At 63.6% G+C, this 26,191-nt stretch carries 20 protein-coding genes and 1 riboswitch; of the genes, 15 read left to right on the top strand and 5 right to left on the bottom strand.

The genetic code is table 11. The annotated features are described in order from the left end of the window. Positions 1-13 precede the first annotated feature (13 nt). Positions 14-955, bottom strand: a complete 942-nt coding sequence (locus E3T31_RS03025; protein WP_166788369.1) for a Brp/Blh family beta-carotene 15,15'-dioxygenase — start codon at positions 953-955, stop codon at positions 14-16. Further along, positions 952-2,160 carry a lycopene cyclase family protein gene (locus E3T31_RS03030; protein WP_241977613.1) on the bottom strand — a complete coding sequence of 403 codons (1,209 nt, stop codon included), beginning with the start codon at positions 2,158-2,160 and terminating at the stop codon, positions 952-954. Before E3T31_RS03030 ends, E3T31_RS03025 begins: the two co-directional genes overlap by 4 nt. Before the next feature lie 234 nt (positions 2,161-2,394). Between E3T31_RS03030 and E3T31_RS03035 the strand changes: the two genes are divergently transcribed. Further along, positions 2,395-3,213, top strand: coding sequence for a bacteriorhodopsin-like (locus E3T31_RS03035; RefSeq protein ID WP_241977556.1), 819 nt, complete (start codon positions 2,395-2,397; stop codon positions 3,211-3,213). Positions 3,214-3,313: 100 nt separating this feature from the next. Here the strand turns inward: E3T31_RS03035 and E3T31_RS03040 are convergent, their stop codons facing one another. Then, positions 3,314-3,685 (bottom strand): LysR family transcriptional regulator, encoded by a 372-nt coding sequence (locus E3T31_RS03040; protein WP_134441490.1) that lies wholly within the window; start codon positions 3,683-3,685, stop codon positions 3,314-3,316. A 174-nt stretch (positions 3,686-3,859) separates the two neighbouring features. On the opposite strand from E3T31_RS03040, the gene E3T31_RS03045 reads away from it, so the two are divergent. The 5 genes from E3T31_RS03045 (at position 3,860) to gcvP (ending at position 10,099) form a co-directional block, all read left to right on the top strand. After that, on the top strand, positions 3,860-4,459 hold the full coding sequence (locus tag E3T31_RS03045) for an LON peptidase substrate-binding domain-containing protein (RefSeq protein ID WP_092450307.1): 600 nt from the start codon (positions 3,860-3,862) through the stop codon (positions 4,457-4,459). A gap of 278 nt (positions 4,460-4,737) precedes the next feature. Beyond that, entirely contained in the window at positions 4,738-5,346 is a 609-nt protein-coding gene (locus E3T31_RS03050) for a DNA-3-methyladenine glycosylase I (RefSeq protein WP_134467411.1), read from the top strand. A gap of 33 nt (positions 5,347-5,379) precedes the next feature. Beyond that, positions 5,380-5,475: riboswitch (glycine riboswitch) on the top strand. A gap of 157 nt (positions 5,476-5,632) precedes the next feature. Beyond that, the gene (gcvT, locus tag E3T31_RS03055) at positions 5,633-6,778 is read left to right on the top strand and encodes a glycine cleavage system aminomethyltransferase GcvT (RefSeq protein WP_134467412.1); all 1,146 of its coding nucleotides are present in this window, start codon (positions 5,633-5,635) and stop codon (positions 6,776-6,778) included. A 26-nt stretch (positions 6,779-6,804) separates the two neighbouring features. Then, on the top strand, positions 6,805-7,191 hold the full coding sequence (gcvH, locus tag E3T31_RS03060) for a glycine cleavage system protein GcvH (RefSeq protein ID WP_134467413.1): 387 nt from the start codon (positions 6,805-6,807) through the stop codon (positions 7,189-7,191). A 7-nt stretch (positions 7,192-7,198) separates the two neighbouring features. Continuing rightward, on the top strand, positions 7,199-10,099 hold the full coding sequence (gcvP, locus tag E3T31_RS03065) for an aminomethyl-transferring glycine dehydrogenase (protein ID WP_134467414.1): 2,901 nt from the start codon (positions 7,199-7,201) through the stop codon (positions 10,097-10,099). 160 nt (positions 10,100-10,259) lie between these two features. Here the strand turns inward: gcvP and E3T31_RS03070 are convergent, their stop codons facing one another. Then, complete coding sequence (locus tag E3T31_RS03070; RefSeq protein WP_134467415.1) at positions 10,260-11,051, bottom strand: CPBP family intramembrane glutamic endopeptidase; 792 nt, start codon at positions 11,049-11,051, stop codon at positions 10,260-10,262. A gap of 324 nt (positions 11,052-11,375) precedes the next feature. Between E3T31_RS03070 and E3T31_RS03075 the strand changes: the two genes are divergently transcribed. The 7 genes from E3T31_RS03075 (at position 11,376) to E3T31_RS03105 (ending at position 21,564) form a co-directional block, all read left to right on the top strand. Beyond that, the gene (locus tag E3T31_RS03075; protein ID WP_134467416.1) at positions 11,376-13,034 is read left to right on the top strand and encodes an ABC transporter substrate-binding protein; all 1,659 of its coding nucleotides are present in this window, start codon (positions 11,376-11,378) and stop codon (positions 13,032-13,034) included. Positions 13,035-13,148: 114 nt separating this feature from the next. Continuing rightward, on the top strand, positions 13,149-14,078 hold the full coding sequence (locus E3T31_RS03080) for an ABC transporter permease (protein ID WP_134467417.1): 930 nt from the start codon (positions 13,149-13,151) through the stop codon (positions 14,076-14,078). Next, positions 14,068-15,015 carry an ABC transporter permease gene (locus E3T31_RS03085; RefSeq protein ID WP_134467418.1) on the top strand — a complete coding sequence of 316 codons (948 nt, stop codon included), beginning with the start codon at positions 14,068-14,070 and terminating at the stop codon, positions 15,013-15,015. The genes E3T31_RS03080 and E3T31_RS03085 overlap by 11 nt, the downstream gene beginning before the upstream one ends. Beyond that, positions 15,012-16,760 (top strand): ABC transporter ATP-binding protein, encoded by a 1,749-nt coding sequence (locus E3T31_RS03090; protein ID WP_134467419.1) that lies wholly within the window; start codon positions 15,012-15,014, stop codon positions 16,758-16,760. Before E3T31_RS03085 ends, E3T31_RS03090 begins: the two co-directional genes overlap by 4 nt. Before the next feature lie 305 nt (positions 16,761-17,065). Next, positions 17,066-18,853 carry an ABC transporter family substrate-binding protein gene (locus E3T31_RS03095; RefSeq protein ID WP_134467420.1) on the top strand — a complete coding sequence of 596 codons (1,788 nt, stop codon included), beginning with the start codon at positions 17,066-17,068 and terminating at the stop codon, positions 18,851-18,853. A gap of 131 nt (positions 18,854-18,984) precedes the next feature. Next, positions 18,985-20,517: an ABC transporter permease gene (locus E3T31_RS03100; protein ID WP_134467421.1), complete on the top strand. Its 1,533-nt coding sequence runs from the start codon at positions 18,985-18,987 to the stop codon at positions 20,515-20,517. Continuing rightward, entirely contained in the window at positions 20,518-21,564 is a 1,047-nt protein-coding gene (locus E3T31_RS03105) for an ABC transporter permease (protein ID WP_134467422.1), read from the top strand. Between the two features lie 29 nt (positions 21,565-21,593). Here the strand turns inward: E3T31_RS03105 and E3T31_RS03110 are convergent, their stop codons facing one another. Continuing rightward, the gene (locus E3T31_RS03110; RefSeq protein ID WP_134467423.1) at positions 21,594-22,202 is read right to left on the bottom strand and encodes a PH domain-containing protein; all 609 of its coding nucleotides are present in this window, start codon (positions 22,200-22,202) and stop codon (positions 21,594-21,596) included. Positions 22,203-22,270: 68 nt separating this feature from the next. Here E3T31_RS03110 and E3T31_RS03115 point away from each other — a divergent pair, with 68 nt between their 5' ends. Both E3T31_RS03115 and typA read left to right on the top strand, forming a co-directional pair. Beyond that, entirely contained in the window at positions 22,271-24,058 is a 1,788-nt protein-coding gene (locus tag E3T31_RS03115; RefSeq protein ID WP_134467424.1) for an ABC transporter ATP-binding protein, read from the top strand. A 133-nt stretch (positions 24,059-24,191) separates the two neighbouring features. After that, the gene (gene typA / locus E3T31_RS03120) at positions 24,192-26,102 is read left to right on the top strand and encodes a translational GTPase TypA (protein ID WP_092450276.1); all 1,911 of its coding nucleotides are present in this window, start codon (positions 24,192-24,194) and stop codon (positions 26,100-26,102) included. Positions 26,103-26,191: the final 89 nt, after the last annotated feature.

Below are 26,191 nucleotides of genomic sequence, written 5' to 3' on the forward strand. Positions count from 1 at the left end.
ACGTCCTAACAGCTCACCCGGGGAGGGCCATCAACTTCTTTTGGTGCCGTTTTTCGTGGGTGACCACGATCATGTGCGGTACGGTGAGGCCGGCCAGGCCGATGAACAGCACTTGCAGAATCTGCTCCGGCATATCGCCGCTGGGGCCGATGACGAACAGCAAAGCACCGGCCGCGAGGATCGGCACCACGGTATACACGACCACGATCAGGGGCGGTAGTCGCCCTCCGCCACGTTCTTCGGCAAACCCCGCCCTCAAATGCCGAAAGCTGTGCAGCGCACAGAAATACACCAAAAAGAACACCAGCGGTTCGCAGGCCAATGCGAGCACCGACGTGAGCACGATTTCCACGCTCTCATGCGGCCGATGCCGCATGGCGGCGACGGCCGCCACCAGCAGCCCAGCCAGAGCGAGCGGTGCCAGTCCTGCCTGCACGCCCGACACCATCGCGCCGTCGGCACCGGCAAGCACCACGTAGGCAGCGTCCACCTGATCCGGATGTGAGAAGGCCGGTACGCTCAGCAGCCCGAATCCGGCGAGAAAGCGTAGCCACAACCCACGATCAGCGTTCCAATCAGACCCGAAATGCAGCGCCGACACGATCAGGAACGCAACCAAGCTCAGCACCGGGGCGACCAGCCAGAGCAGCACGACACCGACCACAATCACGAGGTATACCGTGTTGAACGCAGCAAAACCCAGCGGGGTTCGCCAGACGCCGGCGCGACGCGCGATCAATGGATCGAGGGCGCCGTGCGGCAGACCCAGCACGGCGACGAGCACGCCGAGAAGTACGACCTGAAGCGTAGGTGAGATCATCGGCAGGTCGAACTCGAGCATGGCCAGCGTGGTCAGTGCCAGACCGGAGAACACCACCGTTTCGATGGGGACGTGGCGGATCCGGGCCGTTGCGTGGGCGGTACCGACTCGGGGCGCGGCGACCTGCTCCATCATTGTGTCTCGCCCGAGCACACGGTCGCAGTGGGCGTGGCGACGAGTAAGGCCTGTGCAGCCGATGCAGAGGTGAAGGCTGTGGGTGCGGCTACCTGGGCGATAAATGGGCTCCATGGCAGGCTGAATATGATTTTGGCATAGTCTGCGGCCCGGGCGCCGTCACTGAGGAAACGCACCAGGGTAGCCGGCGGCACACCGCGGGCCAGAGCGAGAAAATACTCTGCAGTACGTTCCGGATGCGCGCGAACGGCCTGGAGAAAGATGCGGTCGAAGGTGCGACGCAGCCACGGTTCTTCGGGATGCCCCACCGCTTCCCGCCCCGCCAGGAGGCGATCCGTGCACACTTGCGCCCACCGTTGAATGCGCAAGAATCCATAGCCTGAGGCGGCTCGCAAAGCGCCGCCCGCATTTCCGGCAAGCACCACCCCGGGTATCTCCGGCGCGGTCTGGCGGCCCCGTCCCATGGCCAGCACCCCACCCTCGGTGCGTACCCGATGAACGTCATCCAGACCCAGGCCCGTTAAAACGTGGTCCAACTCACCGGCCAGAAGTTCCCGTTTGATCGGCGTTGTGCCGAAGCGGGTCCACTCCACGATGGCCCGGTTCGGACCCAATGGCAGCGCGTAAACGAAGCTCAGGCCTTCCTCATTGGCGGCAAGCGACCCCATCAATGTCACCTCGGTCGGGTCGAACGGATGCGGCCCGTCACACTCGAATTCAACGCCCACAAAACTTTGATAGAGCATCGCCGCAGCGGGCCGTGGTCGCGTATCGATCACCTGACGGGCCAGCAGTGTGCCGCCGCTGGTTTCGACCCGCACACCGTCCGGCACCGCGCTTACCATTTCGGCGCGTACGCCGAGACGCAGGTCTACACGCGGCGACTGAGCGATGTCGGTCTGCGCGCTGGAATAGAAGTCGATGCCACGAATGTACTGGTATGACAATGCCGGAACCTCGTGCCGAACCGCGCTACCTGCGGCATCAGTAAAGGTCCACGTCGGCCAGCGTTGGGAAACCAAGTGCGAGAGTTCGTGTTGTTCTTGCTGCCAAAAGCACCAGCTGCGGTCGTCCTGGTACGCGGTGCGCGGTTCGACGACGACCACGCGCGGCCCGGCTGGCGCGCGCGCCAGCCGGGCCGCCAAGCTGAGCCCGGCCAGTCCCGCACCAAGCACTACAACGTCAGCGTCTTCGACAGAGTTCATTTGTGCTCTATTTCTCTTAACCACATGCTGAGGTGTGGTGATTCTGTGGACCGATCGAGTCGGCTGCAACAGCTGAAGAAATCTACGGATGAATCACTACTACCTCTGAACGTCGATTTGGAGTAGGTTTCCTAATATACCTAGCTAGGTTACCTAATTACGTGCTTTATCTCCCGTACCGTCAGCGATTCTCGAGCATCAGAGGCTATTTTGATACCTGATTCACTAACCCAAGTGCAGTACGACACCATCTACAATATTTTTTCCCTCGTGATTGCCTCGCAGCTTTTCACCTCTATCTTTCTGGTCATCAGCCTTCCGCGCGTATTGCCGCGATACCGTCAGGCATTGACTGTCGCGGCGATCGTTTGTGGTATCGCGGCCTACCATTATTTCCGCATCTTTAACTCGTTCACGGAAGCTTTCGTGACCGCGGCGGTCGGCGGCCGCGGTGATTATGTTCAGGTCGCGGGAGCGTCGTTCAACGAGGGATACCGCTACGTTGACTGGCTGCTGACGGTTCCGCTGCTTCTCCTTGAACTCGTAGCAGTTCTGGCGCTGGCCCGGAAGGTGCAGAGCAGCCTGCTCACCCGGCTCATTCCTGCTGCTGCCCTGATGATTGCCTTGGGCTACCCCGGCGAAATGGCGTCGGACAACCTCACCCGTGGCATCTTCGGTCTGCTGTCTTCTCTTCCCTTCGCGTATATCCTCTACGTGCTCTTCGTTGAACTGACCAGGTCGCTCGACCGCCAACCCGCCACGGTGCGTAAGACCATCAGCCTTCTGCGACTGCTCCTGCTGGCAACGTGGGGCGTCTACCCGATTGCCTACCTGCTGCCCGGCCTGGGTATCGACGGGTCCGACGCATGGGTCGGACTCCAGATCGGCTACTCCATAGCAGATATCCTGGCCAAATGTCTGTACGGCCTGATCATCTTCCGGATCGCGCGGATGAAGTCCTTCTCAGATGACCAAGCCTTTGCCGAGGTCGAACTGACTCTGGAGGAGGCGACGAGCCTCAAGCAGCCTCTCGTTCAGAATCGGCGGAAATAGCCGACGAAGCCGTCGATATGAACGGGACCTGCCAGACCGGTAATCGGTCCTGCGGGTCCCGTTTTGGCCGCCACGTGCATTGCCAAACAAGCGTCGCGAATCAGCGCGACTGGCGCTTCTTCCCTAGCTTCGGCTGGCCCTTCACCGCGGGGGCGCGGCCCTTGCCCTTGTTGGCCTTGGCCTTACCGCCGCCACCTGAACCGCCTGACCGGCGCGAACCGCCGCCGGCCTGCGCGCCGCGCCCGGCGGCCTCGGTCAACTCGAGGCGGGCGTCGTCCAGGAAGGCAGCCCCGATCTCAGTGAGCGTCGTGCTCTCGGCGGCACGATCGAACAATGCATAGCCGAGTTCGGCTTCGACTCGCTTTACCGAGGCGCTGAGGGTGTCGCGGGAGACGCCGAGTGTCTGCGCGGCGCGGGCGAAATCGGGTGCCTCAGCGGCGGCCACGAAATGTGCCAGCAGGGTGATGTCCACGTAAAGCCTCTCGTCCGCTGCGCGGGAGGCGAGCAGCCCTTCTAGGCTACGCGCCGAAATCGACCGAACCCACCGCTGCACGCACGGATGTCCCACCGCTGCACCCAACGAGTGTTCACCGCAAACACGTGCCTGGGGCTAGGCGCGGCGGCGTCAACGTGGTTCGCTGGGTGTATGACGACCCTGCCGATGTTCCCTCTGGGATCCGTGCTGTTCCCCTATATGCCGCTGCAACTGCGCGTGTTCGAGGAACGCTACCTCGTGATGCTGGCCCGGGTGCTCGATGCCGAGCCGGCCGAATTCGGCATCGTGCTGATCGAACGCGGCCAGGAAGTGGGCGGCGGCGAACGTCGGTTCAGCGTCGGCACCGTCGCCCGGGTTACTCAGCTCGAAGCCCCCGAGGGTTACCTCGGGCTGGTGGTGCAGGGTGAGCGCAGAATCGAGGTGACCGAGTGGATGCCGGAGGACCCGCATCCGCTCGCGACGGTTCGTGCACTGCCCGACCTGGAATGGGACGATGCGCTGCTGCCGCGCCGCGAACAGGCCGAGCAACTTGTGCGCCGCACCCTGTCACTCGCGAGCGAGTTCAGCGACCAGGAGTGGTCGCCCGATGTCGCGCTCTCGCACGACCCGACCGCCGCCGCCTGGCAGCTGGCCGCGATCGCCCCGGTCGGACCGCTCGATCAGATCGTGCTGCTGCGCTCGCCCACCATGGAAGCACTGCTCGACAACATCATCGAGCTGACCCAGGCCGCGGCCGCGACCTGGGCCTAGTGATTCACACGTCGATGTCGCGTTGGCGCAGGGCGATGGCCGCCGCCGCCAGTAGGAGCGAGACGGCGTAGAACACGACGATCGTCGTCACGTTCTCCCCGGTGCTCAGCGGGCTGTCACCGAACGCCCAGAAGTACGGACTCAGGGTGTGCAGCCACTCCAGGCTCGCACTCTGATTGCCGAGCGCATTGAAGACGTCTCCTTGGCTCTGGCTACGATTTTAGTCCTCTCGCTCACCTCGGCCGCCGCCTGTGGCGAGCGGTGTTCTAATGGACTGGATGACAGAAATCCCACCAGCCTCCGGCGCCATCGTCGGTCCCGACGGCCTCGCCCGACCCCGGTGGGCTGCGGTCGACCCGATGCTCCGCGACTACTACGACACCGAGTGGGGTATTCCGGTGCGCTTTGAACACGCCCTGTTCGAGCGCCTCAGCCTCGAGGCGTTCCAATCCGGGCTGTCCTGGGCGATCATTCTGCGCAAGCGCCCCGGTTTTCGTGCGGCATTCGCCGACTTCGACCCCGACCGGGTCGCTGCCTTCGACGAGGACGACGTCGAACGCCTGCTGAGCGACGCGGCGATCGTACGCAACCGCCTCAAGATTCGCGCGACGATCACCAACGCCCAGGCCACCGTCGCGCTGCGCGAGCAGGGCGGACTGGTCGACTTCGTCTGGGGGTTCCAGCCGAACGAAACCCCGCAGCCGCGAACGCAGGCCGACGTGCCGACCAGCTCCGAGGCATCCGTTTCGCTCGCGAAAGCCCTCAAGAAGGTCGGCTTCGTCTTCGTCGGACCGACCACGATGTTCGCCCTGATGGAGGCGATCGGCATGATCGATACGCACCTGCTGGACAGCCATCGACGCGGAAGCAGCGGAGTGTGGGGCTAGGCTGAGCGCTACCACAACTGAATATCGGGCTATATGGACGGTGCGGGAGAGTTCGGCGCGACAGCGTGCGAACACCGAAGGAGCAATCCTCCCCGACAATCTCTCAGGTACTCGTACCGCATCGAACTGGCCACTCTGAAAAGTAGATTGTGCGTGCCCGACAATCTCGCCCACGGTGAAAGTCAGCGCCCGTGCGCTGGTGAAGCTCTCAGGCACGAGCGACAGAGGGGGAGTTCCCACGCGGCTCAAACGAGCCGTACACACCATCCTGTGACCCGGAGAACTCATGACCACGGCTGATTCCAGCACCCCCGCAACCGAACGATTCTCCCCGCTGCACCAGGCGCACGTCGATGCCGGTGCCAGCTTCACCGACTTCGCCGGCTGGCAGATGCCGGTGCGCTACTCCAGCGATCTCGCCGAGCACCACGCCGTGCGCAACGCGGCCGGCCTGTTCGACCTGTCCCACATGGCCGAAATTCTGGTCGAAGGCACGGATGCCGCCGCCTACCTCGACTACGCGCTGGCCGGCGAACTGTCCGGTGTCGAACTCTGGCAGGCCAAGTACAGCCTGCTGCTGGCCGAGAACGGCGGCATCATCGACGATCTCGTCGTCTACCGTCTCGACGGAAGCAAGTTTCTGGTTGTGGCCAACGCCGGCAACCGATTCGCCGCGTTCGACGCGTTGCTCGCCCGTGCCGAAGGCTTCGACGTGAGCGTCGTCGACCAGAGCGACGACTACGCCCTGATCGCCGTGCAGGGCCCGAACGCCCTCGCCATTCTGCGCGCCACCGGCGGCATCACCGACGTCGGCACCGACCTGCTGTTCATGAAGTATTACCGCATCACGGATGCCTTCTTCCGTGGCCAGCCGCTGCTGGTCGCCCGCACCGGGTACACCGGTGAAGACGGTTTCGAGCTCTACCTCGCGGCCGACCAGGCCCGTGAACTCTGGGACGCACTCGTGGTCGCCGGCACCGACCGAGGCCTGGTGCCGGCGGGGCTGGCCAGCCGCGATACCCTCCGCCTCGAGGCTGGCATGCCCCTCTATGGTCACGAATTGACCCTCAACACCTTCCCGGCCCAGGCCGGACTCGGCCGCGTCGTCAACCTGAAGAAGGAGAACGACTTCGTCGGCCGAGCGGCCAGCGTTGCGGGGCCGGAGGCTGGGGCATCCGTTTTGGTCGGTCTGATTGCCGCTGGCAAGCGTGCCGGACGCGCGGACTACGAGATCTTCCGTAGCGTCGACGCGGAAAACGCCGACGGCGTCATCACCAGTGGTGCCCTGTCGCCGACCCTCGGTTACCCGATCGCCATGGCCTACGTCAGCCCCGACCTCGCCCGTCTCGGCACCGAGGTCTACGTCGACGTGCGGGGTACCCGCATTCCGGCGACCGTCACCTCGCTCCCCTTCTATAAGCGCGTCAAGTAGACCCTCACCCTGCGAAAGGCAACCCCATGACAGACACATCTTCGCGTCAGCCGTCCGAACTTAAATACACCGCCGAGCACGAATGGGTTTTAGTCGACGGCAGCGTCGCGACCGTCGGCATCACCGCGTATGCCGCCGAAAAGCTCGGTGACGTCGTTTTCGTCGAACTGCCGGGCGTCGGCAGCACCGTCGCCAGCGGCACGGTCGTCGGCGAAATCGAATCGACCAAGTCGGTCGGTGAACTGTTCGCTCCGGTCAACGGCACCGTCACAGAAACCAACGACGCCGTCGTGGACAGCCCCGAACTGGTCAACAGCGACCCCTTTGGCGCGGGCTGGCTGATCAAGGTCGAATTCGAGACTCTTCCCACGCTGCTCAGCTTTGCCGAGTATTCCGCCCTGATCGGGGAGTAGACGCACTATGAGCCAGGCTTTCACTCAGCGTCACATCGGAACGGATGCCGACGCCCAGTCCCACATGCTCGCCACGCTCGGCTACGACTCGGTGGAACACCTCGTCTCCGCCGCCATGCCGGCATCGATCCACGCCGACCTGTTTCGGCAGGACGGCGACAGTGCCCTGCCGCCCGCGGCAACCGAGAGCGAGGCCGTCGCGGAGTTGCGCGCCCTCGCCGGCCGCAACACGGTCAAACGCTCGATGATCGGCCAGGGCTACTACGATACGTTCACGCCCGCCGTGATCAAGCGCAACGTGTTCGAAAACCCCAGCTGGTACACCGCCTACACGCCGTACCAGCCGGAAATCTCGCAGGGCCGGCTCGAGGCCCTGATCAATTTTCAGACCATGATCGCCGACCTCACCGGGCTGACCACGGCCAACGCGTCGATGCTCGACGAGTCAACGGCCGTCGTCGAGGGCATGCTGCTCGCCCTGCGCGCGTCCAAGTCGGGCTCGCGCCGCTTCATCGTTGACACGGATGCCTTTCCCCAGACCCACGCGCTGCTCGCCAATCGCGCCGCCGCACTCGGCATCGAGCTCGCCCAGATCGCGCTCAGCGAGCAGACCACGGCCGAGGATCTCGGCGACTATTTCGGTGTCTTCGTGCAGTACCCGTCCGGCTCCGGTCGCATCTGGAACCCGCAGACCGTCATCGACCTGGCGCACGAACACAAGGCGCTCGCCGTTGTGGCCGCTGACCTGCTCGCGCTCACCCTGCTGAAGTCGCCCGGCGACCTCGGCGCCGACGTCGCCGTCGGAACCAGCCAGCGCTTCGGCGTGCCGATGGGCTTCGGCGGACCGCACGCCGGCTACATGGCCGTGCGCAAGGGACTCGAACGCCAGCTGCCCGGCCGCCTGGTGGGAGTGAGCGTGGACGCCACCGGCCACCCCGCCTACCGCCTCGCCCTGCAGGTACGCGAACAACACATTCGCCGCGACAAGGCCACCTCGAACATCTGCACCGCCCAGGTGCTGCTCGCCGTCATGGCCGGCATGTATGCCGTCTATCACGGGCCCGAGGGCCTGAAAACGATCGCCACCCGGGTGCACGAGCGAGCCGGTGCCCTCGTCGCCGCCCTACGTGCGATCGACGTCGACGTGCTCACCGACGTGTTCTTTGACACGTTCCAGATCAACGTGCCGGCGGGCGCCGCCGAGGTCGTCGCGAAGGCAGCCGCGAGCGGCTACAACCTGCACCAGGTCGATGAGAACATCATCAGCGTGTCGGTGGATGAGACCACCACGCTTGCCGACCTCTCTTATATCGTCGGAGCGTTCGGCGGCCGCTCGGCATTCGGCCACGTCGACTTCGACGCCGTGCAGCACGGGCTGCCGACCGATCTCGATCGCACCAGCGATTTCCTCACCCACCCGGTGTTCAACACGCACCGCTCCGAGACCAGCATGATGCGTTACCTCAAGCGCCTCGCCGACTACGATTATGCGCTCGACCGCGGCATGATCCCGCTCGGCTCCTGCACCATGAAGCTCAACGCGGCGAGCGAGATGGAGGCCGTCAGCTGGCCCGAATTCGCGGGAATCCACCCATTCGCACCGCGCGCCGACGTCGAGGGCTACCTGCACCTGGTGCGCCAGCTCGAAACCTGGCTCACGGATGTCACCGGTTACGATTCTGTGTCACTCCAGCCGAACGCCGGCAGCCAGGGCGAACTGGCCGGGCTGCTCGCCATTCGTGGCTACCACCAGTCCAATGGGGAGAGTGCCCGCACGGTCTGCCTGATCCCGTCGAGCGCGCACGGCACCAACGCGGCATCCGCTGCCCTGGCCGGCATGCGTGTCGTGGTCGTGGCCTGCGACGAGCTCGGCAACGTTGATCTGACCGACCTGCACGCCAAGATTGCCGAGCACGCCGCCGATCTGGCCGCGCTCATGATCACCTACCCGTCCACCCACGGGGTCTACGAGCACGAGGTCGCCACCATTTGTGCGGCCGTGCACGCGGCCGGTGGCCAGGTTTATGTCGACGGCGCCAACCTCAACGCCCTGCTCGGGTTCGCCCGGTACGGCGATTTCGGCGGCGACGTCTCGCACCTGAACCTGCACAAGACCTTCTGCATCCCGCACGGCGGCGGTGGGCCCGGTGTCGGCCCGGTTGCGGCCAAGGCGCATCTCGCGGCGTTTCTGCCGGGGCATCCGCTTGCCCAGAGTGACGAGCATTACCTGCTCGGCAGCGGGGGAGCCTCGGCCACCGTCGTGCACGCCGGCGGACCGGTCTCGGCCGCGCCCTACGGCAGCCCGAGCATCCTGCCCATCTCCTGGGCGTATGTGCGCATGATGGGCATCGACGGCCTCAAGCAGGCCACCGGCGCCGCCGTGCTCGCCGCCAATTACGTCGCCAAGCGCCTTGAGAACAGCTACCCGCTGCTCTATTCCGGCGAAAACGGCCTGGTCGCCCACGAGTGCATCCTCGACCTGCGCCCGCTCACCGCGGCCACGGGGATCAGCGTGGACGACGTGGCCAAACGCCTCGTCGACTATGGCTTCCACTCGCCGACCATGAGCTTTCCGGTGGCCGGCACGCTCATGGTCGAGCCCACCGAGAGCGAAGACCTCGGCGAAATCGACCGCTTCATCGACGCCATGATCGCGATCAAGGCTGAAGCGGATGCCGTCGCCGCCGGCCGCTGGCCCGCCGACGACAACCCCCTGCACAACGCGCCGCACACCGCGCAGTCTGTGATCGAAGGGGAGTGGGAGCACCCGTACGACCGGGCAACGGCGGTGTATCCGCTCACCTCACTCGTGCGCAACAAGTACTGGCCGCCGGTGCGTCGCATCGACAACGCCTACGGCGACCGCAACCTGGTCTGTGCCTGCCCGCCGCCCGAGGCCTTCGAGTAGGGGCGAGCCGCCACCGCCCCCGAGGCCTCGCGGAGGAGGCTTGAACGTGACCGCGCCCGGTTTGGGTAGCCGCTACGGTAATCGCCGTAGCGGCTACCCAAACCGGGCGCGCTCACTTCGTGCCGTGTGCGGTCGTGCGCGCGGGACAGCTCGAGCCGGGTCAGCTGGCCGGGGCGAGCAGTCCCGGCCACCAGGCCAGCGCGAGGGGGTAGCCGACAAACGAGAGAATGTCGAGCAGCCAGTGCGTCACCACGAGCGGCATGGTGCGCCCCCAGCGGGTGTAGCACCAGCCGAACACGACTCCCATGGCCACGTTGCCGAAGAACGGTCCGACGCCCTGGTACAGGTGGTAGCTGCCACGCAGCACGGCTGAGCTCAGAATGATCGTCCAGGTCGACCAGCCGAGCTCACGCAGCCGGGTGAACAGGTAGCCGACCACGATGATCTCCTCGACCAGCGCCGCCTTCAGTGCGGCGAACACGAGAATGGGGATGGTCCACCAGAACGTGTCGAGCGGTGAGGGCACGACGGCCACGGTGAAGCCGAAGGCGCGCCCGGCCAGGTAGAGCGCGAGCCCCGGAATACCGATCACGAGCAGCAGCCCGAACCCGCCGAGTGCGTCCTTACCTGGCCGGGTCAGGTCGAAGCCGAGCCGGGTGAACGGGTTCTGCCCGGGCTTCCAGAGCAGAAACAGCACCAGCGCTACCGCTGCGAGACCGAACGCGATGCCGAGAAACTGGTAGGTGAAGTCGAGCCACTCCCGCGGCGACTGCGAGCCGTTGATCGTCGCTGACTGGTCGGCGAGCGGAGTTACATCGGTCAGCCGGGCCACGATCGACACGATCGAGTAAACGGCCGACGCCCCGAGCGACAGCGCGAGCACTATGCCGATCTCCCAATACAACGGTGAATTACCGAGCCGGGAACGGTGCGGGGCGGATGCTGGCGGCATGGCCCTATCCTGCCACCCCGGCATCCGCAGACGCTCGCGTCGCGATCGCGGGGGAAGCATCCGTTCGAAACCCGCCCCGCAACATATGTGCAAAATGACAGTGTGTGACGCTCAATAGTTGTCAGATAGATTGCGCGTCTGTAACATTTTTCACCGTATTGCCCAATCTGGATAAGTAACAAACTAGGGTCGTAACAACCCCCCCCAGTCTTGAGTCGGTGCTTTCGCGGCCAAAATTAGGTTGACTCTACTGGCGCATGACACGGTCAAGAGCTGTGTCAGGCGCCCTTTTGTGCATTGGAGCAAAAATTGAAAATCAGGAGAATGGGCATTGTTGCCATCGCTCTCGCGTCTACCGGAGCCCTCGTGCTCTCGGGTTGCGCGGGTGGCGGAGAGAAATCCGCTGAAGGCAGTGCGATCATCATCGCGAACGGCTCCGAACCGCAGATGTCATTGATCCCGACCAACACCACCGAAGCGGGCGGTGGAAAGATCATCACCTCCATCTTTGCCGGTCTGGTCTCCTACTCGGCGGCCGGCGCAATTGAGAATGAAGTTGCCGAGTCGATCGAGTCCGACGACGCCACCACGTGGACCGTCACGCTGAACGACGGCTGGACGTTCAGCAACGACGAGCCCGTCACTGCTTCGTCCTTCGTTGATGCGTGGAACTACGGCGCGTTGGTTACCAACGCGCAGGGGTCCTCCTACTTTTTCGACAACATCGTCGGCTACTCCGACGTCGCCAACACGAAGGATGATCCCACCGGAGCGGTCGACGCTACCGGTGCGGTGATCCAACTGCCCGACCCGCTGGCCGAAACCATGTCCGGCTTGACGGTTGTTGACGACACGACGTTCACCGTTCAGCTCTCCGGCGCAGAAGCCGACTGGCCGCTTCGCCTCGGATATTCGGCGTACTCGCCGCTGCCGGCAGTGGCCTTCGAAGACATGGATGCCTTCGGTCAAAACCCGATCGGCAACGGCCCGTACGAGCTCGCCGGCGCAGACGCCTGGCAGCACGACGTGCAGATTGAGCTCGTCACCAACCCGGACTACGCGGGTGTGCGCACCCCGAAGAACGACGGATTGACCATCGTCTTTTACGCATCCTTCGATGCCGCATACGCGGCCGTGCAGGGCGGCGACCTCGACGTGCTCGACCAGATCCCAGAATCCGCCCTGGCGAGCTACGAATCCGATTTTCCGGACACGTTCGTGAACGAGCCGGCCGCGGTTTTCCAGGCGTTCAACATGCCGTACTACCTCGAGCACTGGTCCGGCGACGAGGGTAAGCTGCGTCGCGCCGCCGTCTCCATGGCCATCGACCGCGCCGAGATCACCGACGTCGTCTTCCAGGGCACCCGCACCCCGGCCACCGACTTTACCTCCCCGGTCATCGACGGCTACTCCGATTCCCTCAAGGGTTCCGAAGTACTCGAGTACAACCCGGAAGAGGCCGTCGCGCTCTGGGCCGAGGCCGATGCCATCTCGCCGTACACCGGCACTTTCGACATCGCCTACAACGCGGATGGACCGCACCAGGTCTGGGTCGACGCCGTCGTCAACAGCGTCAAGAACACCCTCGGCATCGACGCAGTCGGCAAGCCGTACCCGACCTTTGCAGCCTCACTCGATGACCGCGAAGCTTCGACGCTGACCGGTGGTACTCGCGCCGGCTGGCTGGCCGATTACCCCTCGCTGTACAACTTTCTCGCGCCGCTGTATCAGACCGGTGCCGGCTCGAACTATGAGGGCTACAGCAGCGAAGAGTTCGACACGCTCCTCACCGAGGGCGCCGCGGCGTCCAGCGTTGAAGAAGCCACCGCCAAGTACGTCGAGGCTCAGGAAGTCCTGCTGCAGGACCTCCCGACCATCCCACTCTGGTACCAGAACACCTCCGGCGTCTGGTCTGACAACGTGAGCAACGTCGACTACGGCTGGGATTCTGTGCCGCTTTACTACGCGATCACCAAGAACTAATCGTTCGTTCCTAGTACGTCGTTACGAGAGGCCCGGGGTCATACTCCGGGCCTCTCGGGTTCCACTTAGTGATTGTGAACTATCTATGCACCCGACATCTCCCGTGGATAACTGATGCTCTGGTACACCGGCAAGCGTCTGCTCCAGATGATCCCCGTGTTCTTCGGCGCCACATTTTTGATCTACTTCATGGTGTTCTCTCTGCCCGGAGACCCCATCGCGGCACTGTATGGTGACCGCCCACCGTCGCCCGCCGTCCTGGCCCAAATTCGCGCCGAGTACAACCTCGACAAGCCGTTCTTCGTGCAATACCTGCTCTACATTGGAAACTTCTTCCAAGGTGACCTCGGAACGACCTATTCCGGTCGCTCCGTCTCCGACGTGATGGCCTCCGCATTCCCGATCACGGCCCGACTGGCCATGCTCGCTCTCGCCTTCGAAGCCTTCTTCGGCATCCTCGTCGGCCTCATTGCCGGGCTCCGCAAGGGCAAGCTTTTCGATGCCAGCGCCCTCGTCGTGAGCCTGCTGCTGATCAGCGTGCCGACCTTCGTGATCGGCTTCGTGCTGCAGTTCGTCTTCGGCGTGCAACTGGGCTGGGCCCGCACCACAGTCAGTGGAGCAGCACCGCTTGACGAACTGATTTTGCCAGCGCTGGTGCTGGCATCCGTTTCGTTTGCCTATATTGTGCGCCTCACCCGGGCCAGCGTGTCGGACAACCTCAACGCCGACTTTGTGCGCACCGCCACAGCGAAGGGGTTGTCCCGCCCCCGCGTCGTGACCGTGCACGTGCTGCGCAACTCGCTCGTACCAGTGATCACCTTTCTCGGTGTCGACATCGGCTCGCTCATGGTCGGTGCCATCGTCACCGAGGGAATCTTCAATATCAACGGGGTCGGTGGAACCGTCTTCAAGGCCATTCGCCTCGGCGAAGGACCGACCGTGGTGTCGTTCATCGCCGTCATGGTGGTGATCTTCGTGCTCGCCAACCTGCTCGTCGATCTGCTGTACGCAGCTCTGGACCCAAGGATCCGTTATGCCAAGTAAGAACCAGGGCGCGCAGCCGCATTTTGTTGCAGCGCTCGAAGACACCCCGCTCGTGGCCATCGACCACCTCGACGAGACCGCGAAAGCGCGCAGCACCTGGGCGGATGCCTGGGACGCGATGCGTCGTCGGCCCGCCTTCTGGATTTCCTCCGGACTCATCCTGCTCATCGTCTTGGTGGCGCTGGTTCCCGGATGGTTCTCGTCGGTGTCGCCGACCCAGTGCCAGCTGTCGGACAGCAACGGGGCGCCGCAGTCGGGGCATCCGCTCGGCTTCACCTTCCAGGGCTGCGACGTCTATGCCCGAATCATCTTCGGCACCAGCGCCTCGGTAACCGTCGGCATGTTGGCTGCGGCGATCGTGACTCTGTTCGGCCTCATCGTCGGTGCCCTCGCCGGCTACTACGGCGGTTTCCTCGACGCCGTCGTCTCGCGCATCGGCGACATCTTCTTCGCCGTTCCGACCGTGCTCGGCGCCATCGTGCTGCTCTCGGTGCTGCCCGACCGCACCCCGGTGGTCATCGCGCTCGTCATCTCGATCTTCGCCTGGCCGCAGGTCGCCCGCATCATGCGCGGCGCCGTGCTGACCGCGCGAAACTCGGACTACGTGGTGGCGTCGGTGGCACTCGGCGTGTCCAAGTTCAAGATTCTGGTGCGCCACGTGGTTCCCAACGCCATCGCCCCCGTGATCGTCATCGCGACGGTCTCCCTCGGCACGTTCATCGTTGCCGAAGCCACGCTCTCGTTCCTCGGTATCGGCCTCGGGCCGGGCACAATGTCGTGGGGACGCGATATTGGCGAAGCGCAGACATCCATTCGCACGAGCCCGCAGGTGCTGCTGTATCCCTCGATTGCGCTCTCCCTGACCGTGCTGGCGTTCCTCATGCTCGGTGACGTGCTCCGCGACGCGCTCGACCCCCAGGCGAGGGCACGCCGATGACCCAGTTAGTGACCGAAACCGTGAACCAGACTCCTTCCGCCGACTCCGAACCGCTCCTGGAGATCCGTGATCTCGAGGTCGGCTTCCGCACTCAGCGCGGCATCGTGCCCGCCGTGCGTGGCGTCAGCTTCACGCTTTACCCCGGTCAGACCCTCGCGATCGTGGGGGAGTCCGGTTCGGGCAAGACCACGACGGCGCAGGCGATCATCAAGCTGCTGGCCGGCACCGGCCAGGTGACCGGCGGGCAGATCCTGTTCGAGGGTCGCGACCTGACCACCCTGAAGGCCACCGAGATGCAAATCGTGCGCGGCCGCGAGATCGGCTACGTTCCGCAGGACCCGATGAGCAACCTCAACCCGGTGTGGAACATCGGCTTTCAGGTGTCCGAAGCGATCAAGGCCAACAGCGGCCTACGCGGCAAGCCACTGAAGGCGCGCACCATTGAAGTGCTGCAGGAGGCGGGTCTGGCTGATGCCGCCGACCGTCTCAAGCAGTATCCGCACCAATTCTCCGGCGGCATGCGTCAGCGTGTGCTCATCGGCATTGGGCTGTCGGCTCGGCCGAAACTGCTCATCGCCGACGAGCCGACCAGTGCGCTCGATGTCACCGTGCAGCGCCAGATCCTCGACCACCTCGCCACCCTCACCCGGGACTACGGCACGAGCGTTCTGTTCATCACCCACGACCTCGGCCTCGCGGCCGAGCGGGCCGAACAGCTCGTGGTCATGTACAAGGGCAAGATCGTCGAGTCCGGGCCGTCGCAGGAGATCCTCGCCAACCCGCAGCACCCGTACACCCAGCGTCTGGTGGCGGCCGCTCCGAGCCTCGCCTCGCGTCGCATTCAGGCGAAGAAGAATGAGGATACCCCGGCGACCGAAATCTTCTCGGCCGGCGGAACGGACACCGCGTTGATTCGGCGCGCCACCGACCGTGAACTGGCAGCGTCGGGCAAAGACCTCATCTCGGTCGAGGGCATCACCAAGATGTACCGCATCCGTAAGTCCGGGCTGCGTTTCGACGAGCTGCTCGCCGTGAACGAGGTGTCGTTCGGGGTCAAGAAGGGCACCACCACGGCGATCGTGGGGGAGTCCGGGTCGGGCAAGTCCACCGTGGCCAAGCTCATTCTGCAGCTGGAGAGCCTCACCAGCGGGCGGATTGAATTCGAGGGGCGCGACGTTGCCGGGTTGAAAGGCAAGGAGCTGCTGAACTTCCGCCGCCGCGTGCAGCCCGTGTTCCAGGACCCGTACGGTTCGCTCGACCCGCAGTACAACGTGGGGAACACCATCGCTGAGCCGCTGCTCGCGCACAAAGTGGGCACCAAGAAAGAGCGGCAGAAGCGCGTGCTGGAACTGCTCGACCAGGTGTCGCTGCCGGCTGCGACGCAGTTTCGTTACCCGAGCGAACTCTCCGGTGGTCAGCGCCAACGCATCGCGATTGCCCGCGCCTTGGCGCTCAAGCCGGACGTGCTCGTGCTCGACGAGGCTGTATCTGCGCTCGATGTGCTCGTGCAGGGTCAAATTTTGAACCTGCTTACCGAGCTGCAGACGGAGCTCGGCCTGACCTACCTGTTCATCACCCATGACCTCGCGGTGGTGCGACTGGTCGCCGACAATGTCTGTGTCATGCAGAAGGGCCGCATCGTCGAGGCAGCGTCGACCGACGACGTGTTTGACAACCCGCGTGAGGTGTACACGCAGGAACTGCTGGCGGCAATCCCCGGAGCAAACTTCGAGTTCGGGCGGTAGCCGAACGCTCTCTGCAAACAGGCCCGACCGGTAATTGTTCCGGTAGGGCCTGTTTGTTGTACCGACTCCCGCGCACGGCATCCCACGGTTGGGCATCTCCAAACGAACGAAACGCCGCGACCTCACGGCGCAGACGCATCATTTGTGCATAATGCGCGCCCGGAACGAAAAAGAATGGAGCTATTTCATAACGGTTCGGTTATTTCTTTGGCAAAGTTTCGAAATCCTCTCTATGGTCGTAGCTAACCGCGCTCGACCCGCGGCCGCAGCGCCGTGGTCGACGATAACTTCGCCCAGGAGGAATCTTGTCCATTAGAGGAAAACTGTTCAGGAAAAAGCTCATCGGGGTCGCCGTTCTCGGTGTATCTGCCCTCGTCTTGACCGCCTGCACTACTACCGGCAGCACCGACACCAACACGGATGCCGCGGCTAGCGGCGGTACCGTCACGGTCGCGGTGGTCAACGACTTCACATCGTTCAATAACCAGACCCCGCAGTCCAACCTTGACACCAACGGCCAGGTCGGTTACCTCATGGGCAACTACGGCTCCGCCTTCTCTTACATTGATAAAGACTTTAAAATCGTGCGCGAAGAGAAGTTCGGCACCTTTGAGAAGACCAGTGACGACCCGCAGACGGTCACGTACACGCTGAATCCTGAGAACAAGTGGTCAGACGGAGAGCCCGTGACCGCCGATGATATGGTGCTCGCCTGGGCTATCGGTGCCGGCTACTACAACGACTCGACCGTCGATGACGCCACCGGAGAAGTCGCCACCGGCACCACGTATTTTGAGATCGCTGCCAGCACCGCCGGCCTCGACACCACGGCATTCCCCGAGGTCAGCGAGGATAACCTTTCGATGACCCTGGTCTACGACACTCCCTACGTCGACTGGGAGCTGGTCAACCCGATCGCCCAACCCGCCCACATTGTGGCCAAGAAGGCCGGGCTCGGCTCGGCCACCGAACTGACCGAACTGCTCAAGGGCCTTCCCAAGGGCGACCCGGCGTCCCCGGTCGACCCCAACGCCACGTTGAAGGCCGCGGCTGACTTCGTGAACACTGGCTACGATGTGACCGCGTTCCCGACCGACCCCGACCTCCTCGTGTCGAGCGGTCCCCTGGTGCCGACGGGCTGGACCCCCGGCCAGTCGTTCACGATGGAGCGCAACGAGTTCTATGTCGGTGGGATGCTGCCGAAGATCGACAAGCTGATCTTGCGCGTCATTCCTGACGCGAACGCCCAGGTGACGGCATTGCAGAACGGTGAAGTCGACATCATCAACCCGCAGGCATCCGCTGACACGCTGACCGCCCTTGAGAACACCGGTGCCGACGTCCTCACCGGCGACCAGGTCTCTTATGACCACCTCGACCTGCGTTTCGACCAGCCGGTCTTCGCCGACATCAAGGTGCGCCAAGCATTCCTCAAAACGGTCCCGCGCCAGCAGATCCTCGACTCCATCGTGACGCCGGTCAACGCCGACGCCAAGGTGCTGAACTCGCAAATCTGGGTTCCGGCCAACGAGCCCTATGACGATTCGGTGGCCAACAATGGCTCGAGCGCTTATGACGAGGTTGACATTGAGGGCGCGAAGGAGCTTCTCGCCGGTGCCACCCCCTCGGTGCGCATTCTTTACAACACCAACAACCCCAACCGGGTCGATGAGTTCCAGGCCATTCAGGAATCAGCCGCCAAGGCTGGGATCACGGTTGTCGATGCGGGTTCACCCGACTGGAGTTCCCTGCTCGAGGGCGGTGACTATGACGCCTCCATCTTCGGCTGGATCAGCCCCGGCGTCGGCTCTACCGGCATCGCACAGATTTTCTCGACCGACGGCGGTGGAAACTACAACCAGTACGAGGGCACCAACGATGACGCCATCCTGACCCAGACGACCCTGGACCCCGATGAACTGATCGCAATTGAAAAGCGCATGGACAAGCAGATGTTCACGGATGCCTACGGACTGCCGCTGTTCCAGCTGCCCGGCGTGTTTGGTGTCGCCAAGCGCGTGAGCGGTGTGGAGTACATGGGTAACCAGACCGGTCCGTTCTGGAACTTCTGGGAGTGGTCCGTTAGTAAGTAGCAAGCTAGATCGCGCGTTGGGCTTCTGGGTTCGCCCAGGAGCCCAACGCGCGGGTTTGGCGGCATCCGTTCTGAGTCACATTGTGGCAGTCCAGCAGTCCGAACCAACTTCTACAGTGAGGTAGCCCCGGCATGGTGAGCTTCATCCTGAGACGAATTCTCGTTTCCATTCTCATCTTGATCGCCGCATCGTTTCTGATGTACGTCATGGTCGGCTATTCGGCGCAACCGCTGCAAGATCTGGAAGGCAGCAACTCTCCCAATAAACAGCAGCTGATCGATGCCCGGGTTGCGCTTCTCGACCTCGACGTGCCGCCGCCTCTTCGCTGGGTGCTCTGGCTCGGCGGCGTCGCCAAGTGTGCGATCCCCTTCGCCAATGCCTGCGACCTCGGGTCGACGATCTCGAACGCCCAAGTCGTCGATATTCTCCCCAACGCTTTGGCCGCCACCGTGCAGCTGGTCACTTTCGCCCTTGTGCTCGCTATTTTGCTCGGTGTCACGATCGGCATCATCACCGCTCTGCGTCAGTACAGTGGCCTCGACAACACCGTCACCTTCGTCAGCTTCTTCCTGTACTCGTTGCCCGTATTCCTGGTCGCCGTGCTGCTGAAAGAGTTCATCGCCATCGGCTTCAACGACTTTCTCCGTGATCCTGTTATCGGCACTGGAGCACTGGTGGTGATCGGCCTCGTCGTCGGTGCCATCTGGCAGTCACTGCTCGGCGGTGACCGCCGGCGTCGACTGGTGGTTTTCCTGGTGTCGGGGCTGGCTACGTCCGGGGTGCTGCTCCTGATGAGCGCGACGGGCTGGTTTATGAATCCGGGCCTGGGGCCGATCCCGGTCATCCTGCTGGTCGCGGCGATCGCCCTCGGTGCGGCGACCCTGCTGGCCGGACTGCGCAACCATCGGGCATTGATTACCGCCGGTATCAACGCTGCGGTCGCTATCGCAGCGTATTTTGTGCTCCAGCCCCTATTCGACGTTTCGAGCGCCGGAACGCTGTTCATTCTCGCACTTGCCACGATCGCGTTCGGGTTGGTCAGCGGCTTTCTGGCCGGTGGCTATGATCGCGGCCAGAATATGCGCGTCGGTCTCGTTACCGCGCTCTTCTCCGGCGCGGTCGTGCTGGTTGACCGGTTCATGCAGTCCTGGGGTGCCCTCCTGACGGCGACCAACGGGCGCCCGATCGCCACCGTGGGTTCAAAGACTCCGGGACTGTCCGGGGACGTGTGGCTCGCTGGCCTCGACACGTTTGTCCACCTCACCCTGCCAATTATTGCCCTCTTGCTGATTTCCTTCGCCGGGTACACCCGGTATTCCCGCGCCGGCATGCTCGAGGTGCTCAGCCTCGACTACATCCGTACCGCACGCGCCAAGGGGCTTCCGGAGCGCACGGTGATCGTGCGGCACGCGTTCCGGAACATGCTCATCCCGCTGACGACTCTCGTCGCTTTTGATGTCGGGGCCCTGCTCGGTGGCGCAATCATCACCGAACGGATCTTCGCCATTCCCGGCATGGGTAGCCTGTTCAACGCCGGCTTGTTTCGGGGTGACCTCAATCCGGTGATGGGCTATTTTCTCATCGTCGCCGCGATGGCGATCACCTTCAATTTTCTGGCCGACATGGCTTATGCCGGGCTCGACCCGAGAGTGAGGATCCGTTAAATGTCCACACCAATTGGTTCGGGGCCAACCCCGTCGCCCACTGAAATCCCTGCCGACGAACTCGCCGTGGCGAGTTCGGTACCCGAGAGTCAAGGCCGCCTGATTTGGCGCCGATTTATCGGCAACAAGGTGGCCGTGGCGTCGATCATCATTCTTCTCGTCATCATCTTGTTCTCCTTTTCTGCTATCGGCATTGGTCCGATTTCCGGCTGGTGGAAGTTCGGGTTTAAAGAACTCAACCCGCAGGTGAACGGGGGCGACCCCACGCTCTCGCTCGTGCCGCAGTTTCTCGGCGGCGACGGTGTTTCCCTCGGAGAACATCCGTTCGGTCAGGACCGCATCGGCAAGGACTACTTCGCCATGACCATGCGGGGTATTCAGAACTCCGCGCTCGTCATGGTCGTTCTGGGCCTGATCGCGACCGTTCTGGGCGTGGTGGTCGGGGCCGTCGCCGGCTATTACCGCGGCATGGTCGATGCCGTGTTGATGCGCATCACGGACGTCTTCATCGTGATTCCCGCGCTCGTGATCGGCTCGGTCGTCGGCCAATGGTTCGGCAGCCTGGGTGCCCCGGTTCTGGCGATCATGCTGGGGTTCTTCTCCTGGATGGGCATTGCCCGGCTGGTGCGCGGTGAGTTCCTGTCACTGCGCGAACGTGAGTTCGTCGAGGCAGCCCGGGTCGCCGGGGCGTCCGACGCGCGCATCATTTTCAAGCACATCCTTCCTAATGCCATGGGCGTGGTCATCGTGTCGGCGACGCTCATCATGGCCTCGGCCATTCTGCTCGAGACAGCGCTGAGCTTTCTTGGCTACGGCATCCGCTCTCCCGACGTGTCGCTGGGACTGCTGATCAGCTCCAACCAGTCGGCGTTCCAGACTCGGCCGTGGCTGTTCTGGTGGCCCGGTGCGTTCATCGTGTCACTGGCGCTGCTGGTCAACTTTGTCGGCGATGGTTTGCGCGATGCTTTCGACCCGCGCCACCGCAGGTTCAAGCTCAGCAAGATGCGCGAAACCCGGCCCGAACCGGAACTGGAGCGCGAACCGTGATGCCGGTCACGGGCACACCGGTGCTGCGCTCAGGCCAGAAGAAGAGCCACAATGGATGCCGCAGCGACGGCTGCAAGCACGCCCGCACGACCCCAGGCCCAGACGACCGTAACGGGAGTCTGGGCCGCGAGGCCGCCGTCCACCCGGCCACTCTTTTGCAGCGCGTCCCAGCGCGAGCGCACCAGTTGCGCCGCCTCGCCGGACTCACTCCCCGGCAGATCGCCGGGCCGCGGGGAGCCGCTGACATAGGGCACGGGGTCGGTGGTTTTGCGGCGCCCGGCACTGGTCAGGCTCCGACCAGGAGCTGGGGCGCAGAAGACCGCAAACTTCTTTCCGGGCGTGTACAGGGTGAGTGCAAACTTGGTATCGACGTGCACGAGAGCCGCCCACGGCACCACGATGGTGCGCAGAGGATTGCGAATGGTCACAGCGTCGTCGTCTACATCCAGGCTGGGGTTCCAGAGCACCTCCCAGACGAACAGCATCACGAACAGGGCCGGAACGACCAGAGCGCGGTTCGACGCGGTTGGCAGCAGGAACAGACTCAGCGCACTCAGTGCGGCAACCCCGGTAAATGCGGCAGCGATGATGCGGTTGAACCGCGAGTAGAAAAAAATCGGGTCGGCAGCGACGTTCATGCAGCCATGCTGCCAGATTTTGGCCGCAGCCACCGTACGAGCAGCAGGATCGACGAAAGCAGGACTTCATGACCGACCAGGTGACACCCCCATCCTCCGGTCCGGTGCTGCAGGTCAGCGACCTCACCGTGCACTTCGGCGTGGACAATGTCTGGGTACCGGCCGCGCTCAAACTGAACTACTCGATCGAGCGTGGCAAGGTGCTCGCCATTGTCGGCGAGTCCGGCTCGGGCAAGAGTGCGAGCTCCATGGCCATTCTGGATCTGCTGCCCGAGAACAGCCGCATTTCCGGCAGTGTCAAGCTCAGCGGCCGCGAACTCATGGGGCTGAAGCCCGCGCAGATGCACAAGGTGCGCGGCGGTCAGATCGCCATGATCTTCCAGGAGCCGATGACGGCGCTCAACCCGGTCTATACGATCGGATTTCAGATCATTGAAACCCTGCGGGCCCACTTCGGCATGTCGCCCTCCCAGGCCAAGACGCGCGCTCTGGAGCTGCTCGACATGGTCGAGCTGCCGGATCCGCTGAAAGCCTTCAACTCCTATCCGCACCAACTGTCTGGCGGGCAACGCCAGCGGGCCATGATCGCCCAGTCGATCTCCTGCGATCCGCAACTGCTCATCGCCGACGAGCCAACGACCGCCCTCGACGTGACGGTGCAGGCCGAAATTCTCGACCTCCTCCGCAGCCTGCGCGATCGCCTCGACAGCGCCATCCTGCTGATCACCCACGACATGGGCGTCGTGGCCGACCTGGCCGACGACATCGCCGTCATGCGTCGCGGTGTCATCGTCGAGCGCGGCACGGTCGACCAGATCTTCAACGAACCGACCCACCCGTACACGATCGCCCTGCTCCAGGCCGTTCCGCACCTCGGGCAGCGCGGAGAGGAAGCGATCGATATGACCGCGGCGCTCGCCATCGGCACCGACCTCGTTGTGGACGTCGTGCTTGCCGCTCGCATCCAGGTGAATGAGCGACTGGCCAACGAGGCCGCAACGGCGGCCCGAAATGACCGCCGTGAAGTGGTTGTCAAGTTTGAGGATGTCGTCATTGAGTACCCGAAGCACGGTCGCGTCGCGGCCTTTCGCGCCGTCGACAAGGTTGATCTATATGTGCGCCAGGGAGAGGTGCTCGGGCTGGTCGGGGAGTCGGGCTCCGGCAAGACCACTCTTGGTCGCGCCGCGATCGCCCTGCTGCCGATCACAGAGGGCAAGCTGAATGTGGCCGGTCATGACATCTCGAAGGCTAACCGGGACGAGATTCATCGGCTGCACAAGAGCGTGGGTATCGTCTTCCAAGACCCGTCATCCTCACTCAACCCACGGATGCCCATCGGTGAAAGTATCGGGGAACCGCTCAAGCTCGCTAAGGGGTTGAAGGGAGCCGGGCTCAGCGCCGAGGTCGAGCGGTTGCTGGACAGCGTCGAACTGCCGCGCGCCTACCGCACCCGCTTTCCGCACGAGCTTTCTGGCGGGCAGAAGCAGCGGGTGGGCATCGCCCGCGCGCTCTCGCTCGAACCGAAAGTGCTTATCGCGGATGAGCCGACCAGCGCACTCGACGTATCGGTGCAGGCTCGCGTGCTCGAGCTCATTCAGTCACTGCAGAAGCAGATGAATTTCGCCTGCCTGTTCATCACGCACGACCTCGCCGTCATCGACGTGCTCGCCGATCGGATCGCGGTGATGCACCACGGTCGCATCGTGGAAACCGGTACGCGAGATGAGATTCTGCGCTACCCGAAGGACCCGTATACCCAGCGTCTGCTGGCCGCCGTGCCGATCCCGGATCCTACCGAACAGCGTGCCCGGCGGGAGCTGCGCCGCGAGTTGCTGGCCGCGGGCAACGACGTCTAGCTGTGTGAGCCCCACCAGTTGGGGCCAAATAATACGGTAGGATAGTACTTTGGGTCACATTATGACCCCTGGTATCCATTCTTCGTCGCGCGCGAGACTCTGCGGCACTCATTCTTCGTAAGGATCTATTTTTATGGCGATTGCTACACGCAATAACCTCCGAAATGTTGCAATCGTTGCTCACGTTGACCACGGTAAGACAACGCTGGTTGACGCGATGCTCAAGCAGACCGACTCCTTCGCAGACCACTCACACGTTGAAGAGCGCGCGATGGACTCGAATGAACTCGAGCGCGAAAAGGGCATCACGATTCTCGCCAAGAACACGGCGGTCTCGTACAAGGGCATCCACGCCACCGAGGGGCCCATCACCATCAACGTGATCGACACCCCGGGCCACGCTGACTTCGGTGGTGAGGTCGAACGTGGCCTGTCCATGGTCGACGGTGTTGTTCTGCTGGTTGACGCTTCCGAGGGCCCGCTGCCGCAGACCCGCTTCGTGCTCCGCAAGGCGCTGGAGGCCAAGCTTCCCGTCATCCTCCTGGTCAACAAGACCGACCGTCCCGACGCGCGCATCGATGAGGTCGTGGCCGAAAGCCAGGACCTGCTCATCGGCCTCGCGAGCGACATGGCCGACGACTTTCCCGACCTCGACCTCGATGCTGTCCTCGACGTGCCCGTCGTCTACGCCTCCGGTCGTAACGGTGCTGCCAGCTGGAACAAGCCCGAAGACGGTACGCTGCCCGATAACGATGACCTCGAGCCGCTGTTCGATGCGATCCTCAAGCACATTCCGGCACCGACCTACGATGACACGCACCCGCTTCAGGCGCACGTCACCAACCTCGACGCCTCGCCGTTCCTCGGCCGCCTCGCGCTGCTGCGCATCTTCCAGGGCACCATTAAGAAGGGCCAGACCGTGGCCTGGGTGCAGCAGGACGGCACCGTCAGCAACGTGAAGATCACCGAGCTGCTCATCACCAAGGCGCTGGACCGCTACCCGACCGAGAGCGCCGGCCCTGGCGACATCGTGGCCGTGGCCGGTATCGAGAACATCACCATTGGTGAGACCCTCGCCGACCCCGACGACGTGCGCCCGTTGCCGACCATCACGGTTGACGACCCGGCCATCTCGATGACCATCGGAACCAACACCTCGCCGCTCATGGGCAAGGTCAAGGGCCACAAGCTCACCGCCCGCATGGTCAAGGACCGCCTCGACCGCGAACTCGTCGGTAACGTCTCGCTCAAGGTCGTCGACATCGGACGCCCGGACGCCTGGGAGGTGCAGGGTCGTGGAGAACTGGCCCTCGCCATCCTGGTCGAGCAGATGCGTCGTGAGGGCTTCGAGCTCACCGTCGGCAAGCCGCAGGTAGTTGTGAAGCGCGTCGATGGCAAGGTACACGAGCCCTTCGAGCACCTCACCATTGACGCTCCGGAAGAGTACCTCGGCGCCATCACGCAGCTGCTCGCCGCCCGCAAGGGACGCATGGAGAACATGGCGAACCACGGCACCGGCTGGGTTCGCATGGAATTCATCGTTCCATCGCGCGGTCTGATCGGCTTCCGCACGCAGTTCCTCACCGACACGCGCGGTACCGGTATCGCCAACGCGATCCTGCACGGCTACGAGCCCTGGGCTGGCACCATCAACACCCGCACGAACGGTTCCATCGTGGCCGACCGTTCGGGAGCGGTCACCCCGTTCGCGATCATCAACCTGCAGGAGCGCATGTCGTTCTTCGTGCAGCCGACCTCCGAGGTCTACGAAGGCATGGTCATCGGCGAGAACTCGCGCGCCGACGACATGGACGTGAACATCACCAAGGAAAAGAAACTGACCAACATGCGTCAGTCCAGCTCCGACACGTTCGAGTCGATGACACCGCCCAAGCAGCTCTCGCTCGAGCAGTGCCTCGAATTCGCCCGTGAAGACGAGTGCGTCGAGGTCACCCCCGCCGCCGTGCGTATTCGCAAGGTCGAGCTCACTGCATCCGCTCGCTCGCGCCAGGTTTCGCGCGTGAAGAAGATGGACGCGAACTAACTCGCACTTGCTTTCTCGCAGAAGCCCCCGCAGCCTCGGCTGCGGGGGCTTCCCGCATTAATCCTCGCCGACCCGTGAGTCTCGGCCCC

The sequence above is a fragment of the Cryobacterium sp. TMS1-13-1 genome, assembly GCF_004403125.1.
Classification (GTDB): Bacteria; Actinomycetota; Actinomycetes; order Actinomycetales; family Microbacteriaceae; genus Cryobacterium; species Cryobacterium levicorallinum.

Bases quoted from the DNA above. Each gene is read 5' to 3' on its own strand.
- E3T31_RS03025 (WP_166788369.1), bottom strand. From the start codon at position 955: ATGATGGAGCAGGTCGCCGCGCCCCGAGTCGGTACCGCCCACGCAACG.
- E3T31_RS03030 (WP_241977613.1), bottom strand. From the start codon at position 2,160: ATGAACTCTGTCGAAGACGCTGACGTTGTAGTGCTTGGTGCGGGACTG.
- E3T31_RS03045 (WP_092450307.1), top strand. From the start codon at position 3,860: ATGACGACCCTGCCGATGTTCCCTCTGGGATCCGTGCTGTTCCCCTAT.
- E3T31_RS03050 (WP_134467411.1), top strand. From the start codon at position 4,738: ATGACAGAAATCCCACCAGCCTCCGGCGCCATCGTCGGTCCCGACGGC.
- gcvT (WP_134467412.1), top strand. From the start codon at position 5,633: ATGACCACGGCTGATTCCAGCACCCCCGCAACCGAACGATTCTCCCCG.
- gcvH (WP_134467413.1), top strand. From the start codon at position 6,805: ATGACAGACACATCTTCGCGTCAGCCGTCCGAACTTAAATACACCGCC.
- gcvP (WP_134467414.1), top strand. From the start codon at position 7,199: ATGAGCCAGGCTTTCACTCAGCGTCACATCGGAACGGATGCCGACGCC.
- E3T31_RS03070 (WP_134467415.1), bottom strand. From the start codon at position 11,051: ATGCCGCCAGCATCCGCCCCGCACCGTTCCCGGCTCGGTAATTCACCG.
- E3T31_RS03075 (WP_134467416.1), top strand. From the start codon at position 11,376: ATGGGCATTGTTGCCATCGCTCTCGCGTCTACCGGAGCCCTCGTGCTC.
- E3T31_RS03080 (WP_134467417.1), top strand. From the start codon at position 13,149: ATGCTCTGGTACACCGGCAAGCGTCTGCTCCAGATGATCCCCGTGTTC.
- E3T31_RS03085 (WP_134467418.1), top strand. From the start codon at position 14,068: ATGCCAAGTAAGAACCAGGGCGCGCAGCCGCATTTTGTTGCAGCGCTC.
- E3T31_RS03090 (WP_134467419.1), top strand. From the start codon at position 15,012: ATGACCCAGTTAGTGACCGAAACCGTGAACCAGACTCCTTCCGCCGAC.
- E3T31_RS03100 (WP_134467421.1), top strand. From the start codon at position 18,985: ATGGTGAGCTTCATCCTGAGACGAATTCTCGTTTCCATTCTCATCTTG.
- E3T31_RS03105 (WP_134467422.1), top strand. From the start codon at position 20,518: ATGTCCACACCAATTGGTTCGGGGCCAACCCCGTCGCCCACTGAAATC.
- E3T31_RS03110 (WP_134467423.1), bottom strand. From the start codon at position 22,202: ATGAACGTCGCTGCCGACCCGATTTTTTTCTACTCGCGGTTCAACCGC.
- E3T31_RS03115 (WP_134467424.1), top strand. From the start codon at position 22,271: ATGACCGACCAGGTGACACCCCCATCCTCCGGTCCGGTGCTGCAGGTC.
- typA (WP_092450276.1), top strand. From the start codon at position 24,192: ATGGCGATTGCTACACGCAATAACCTCCGAAATGTTGCAATCGTTGCT.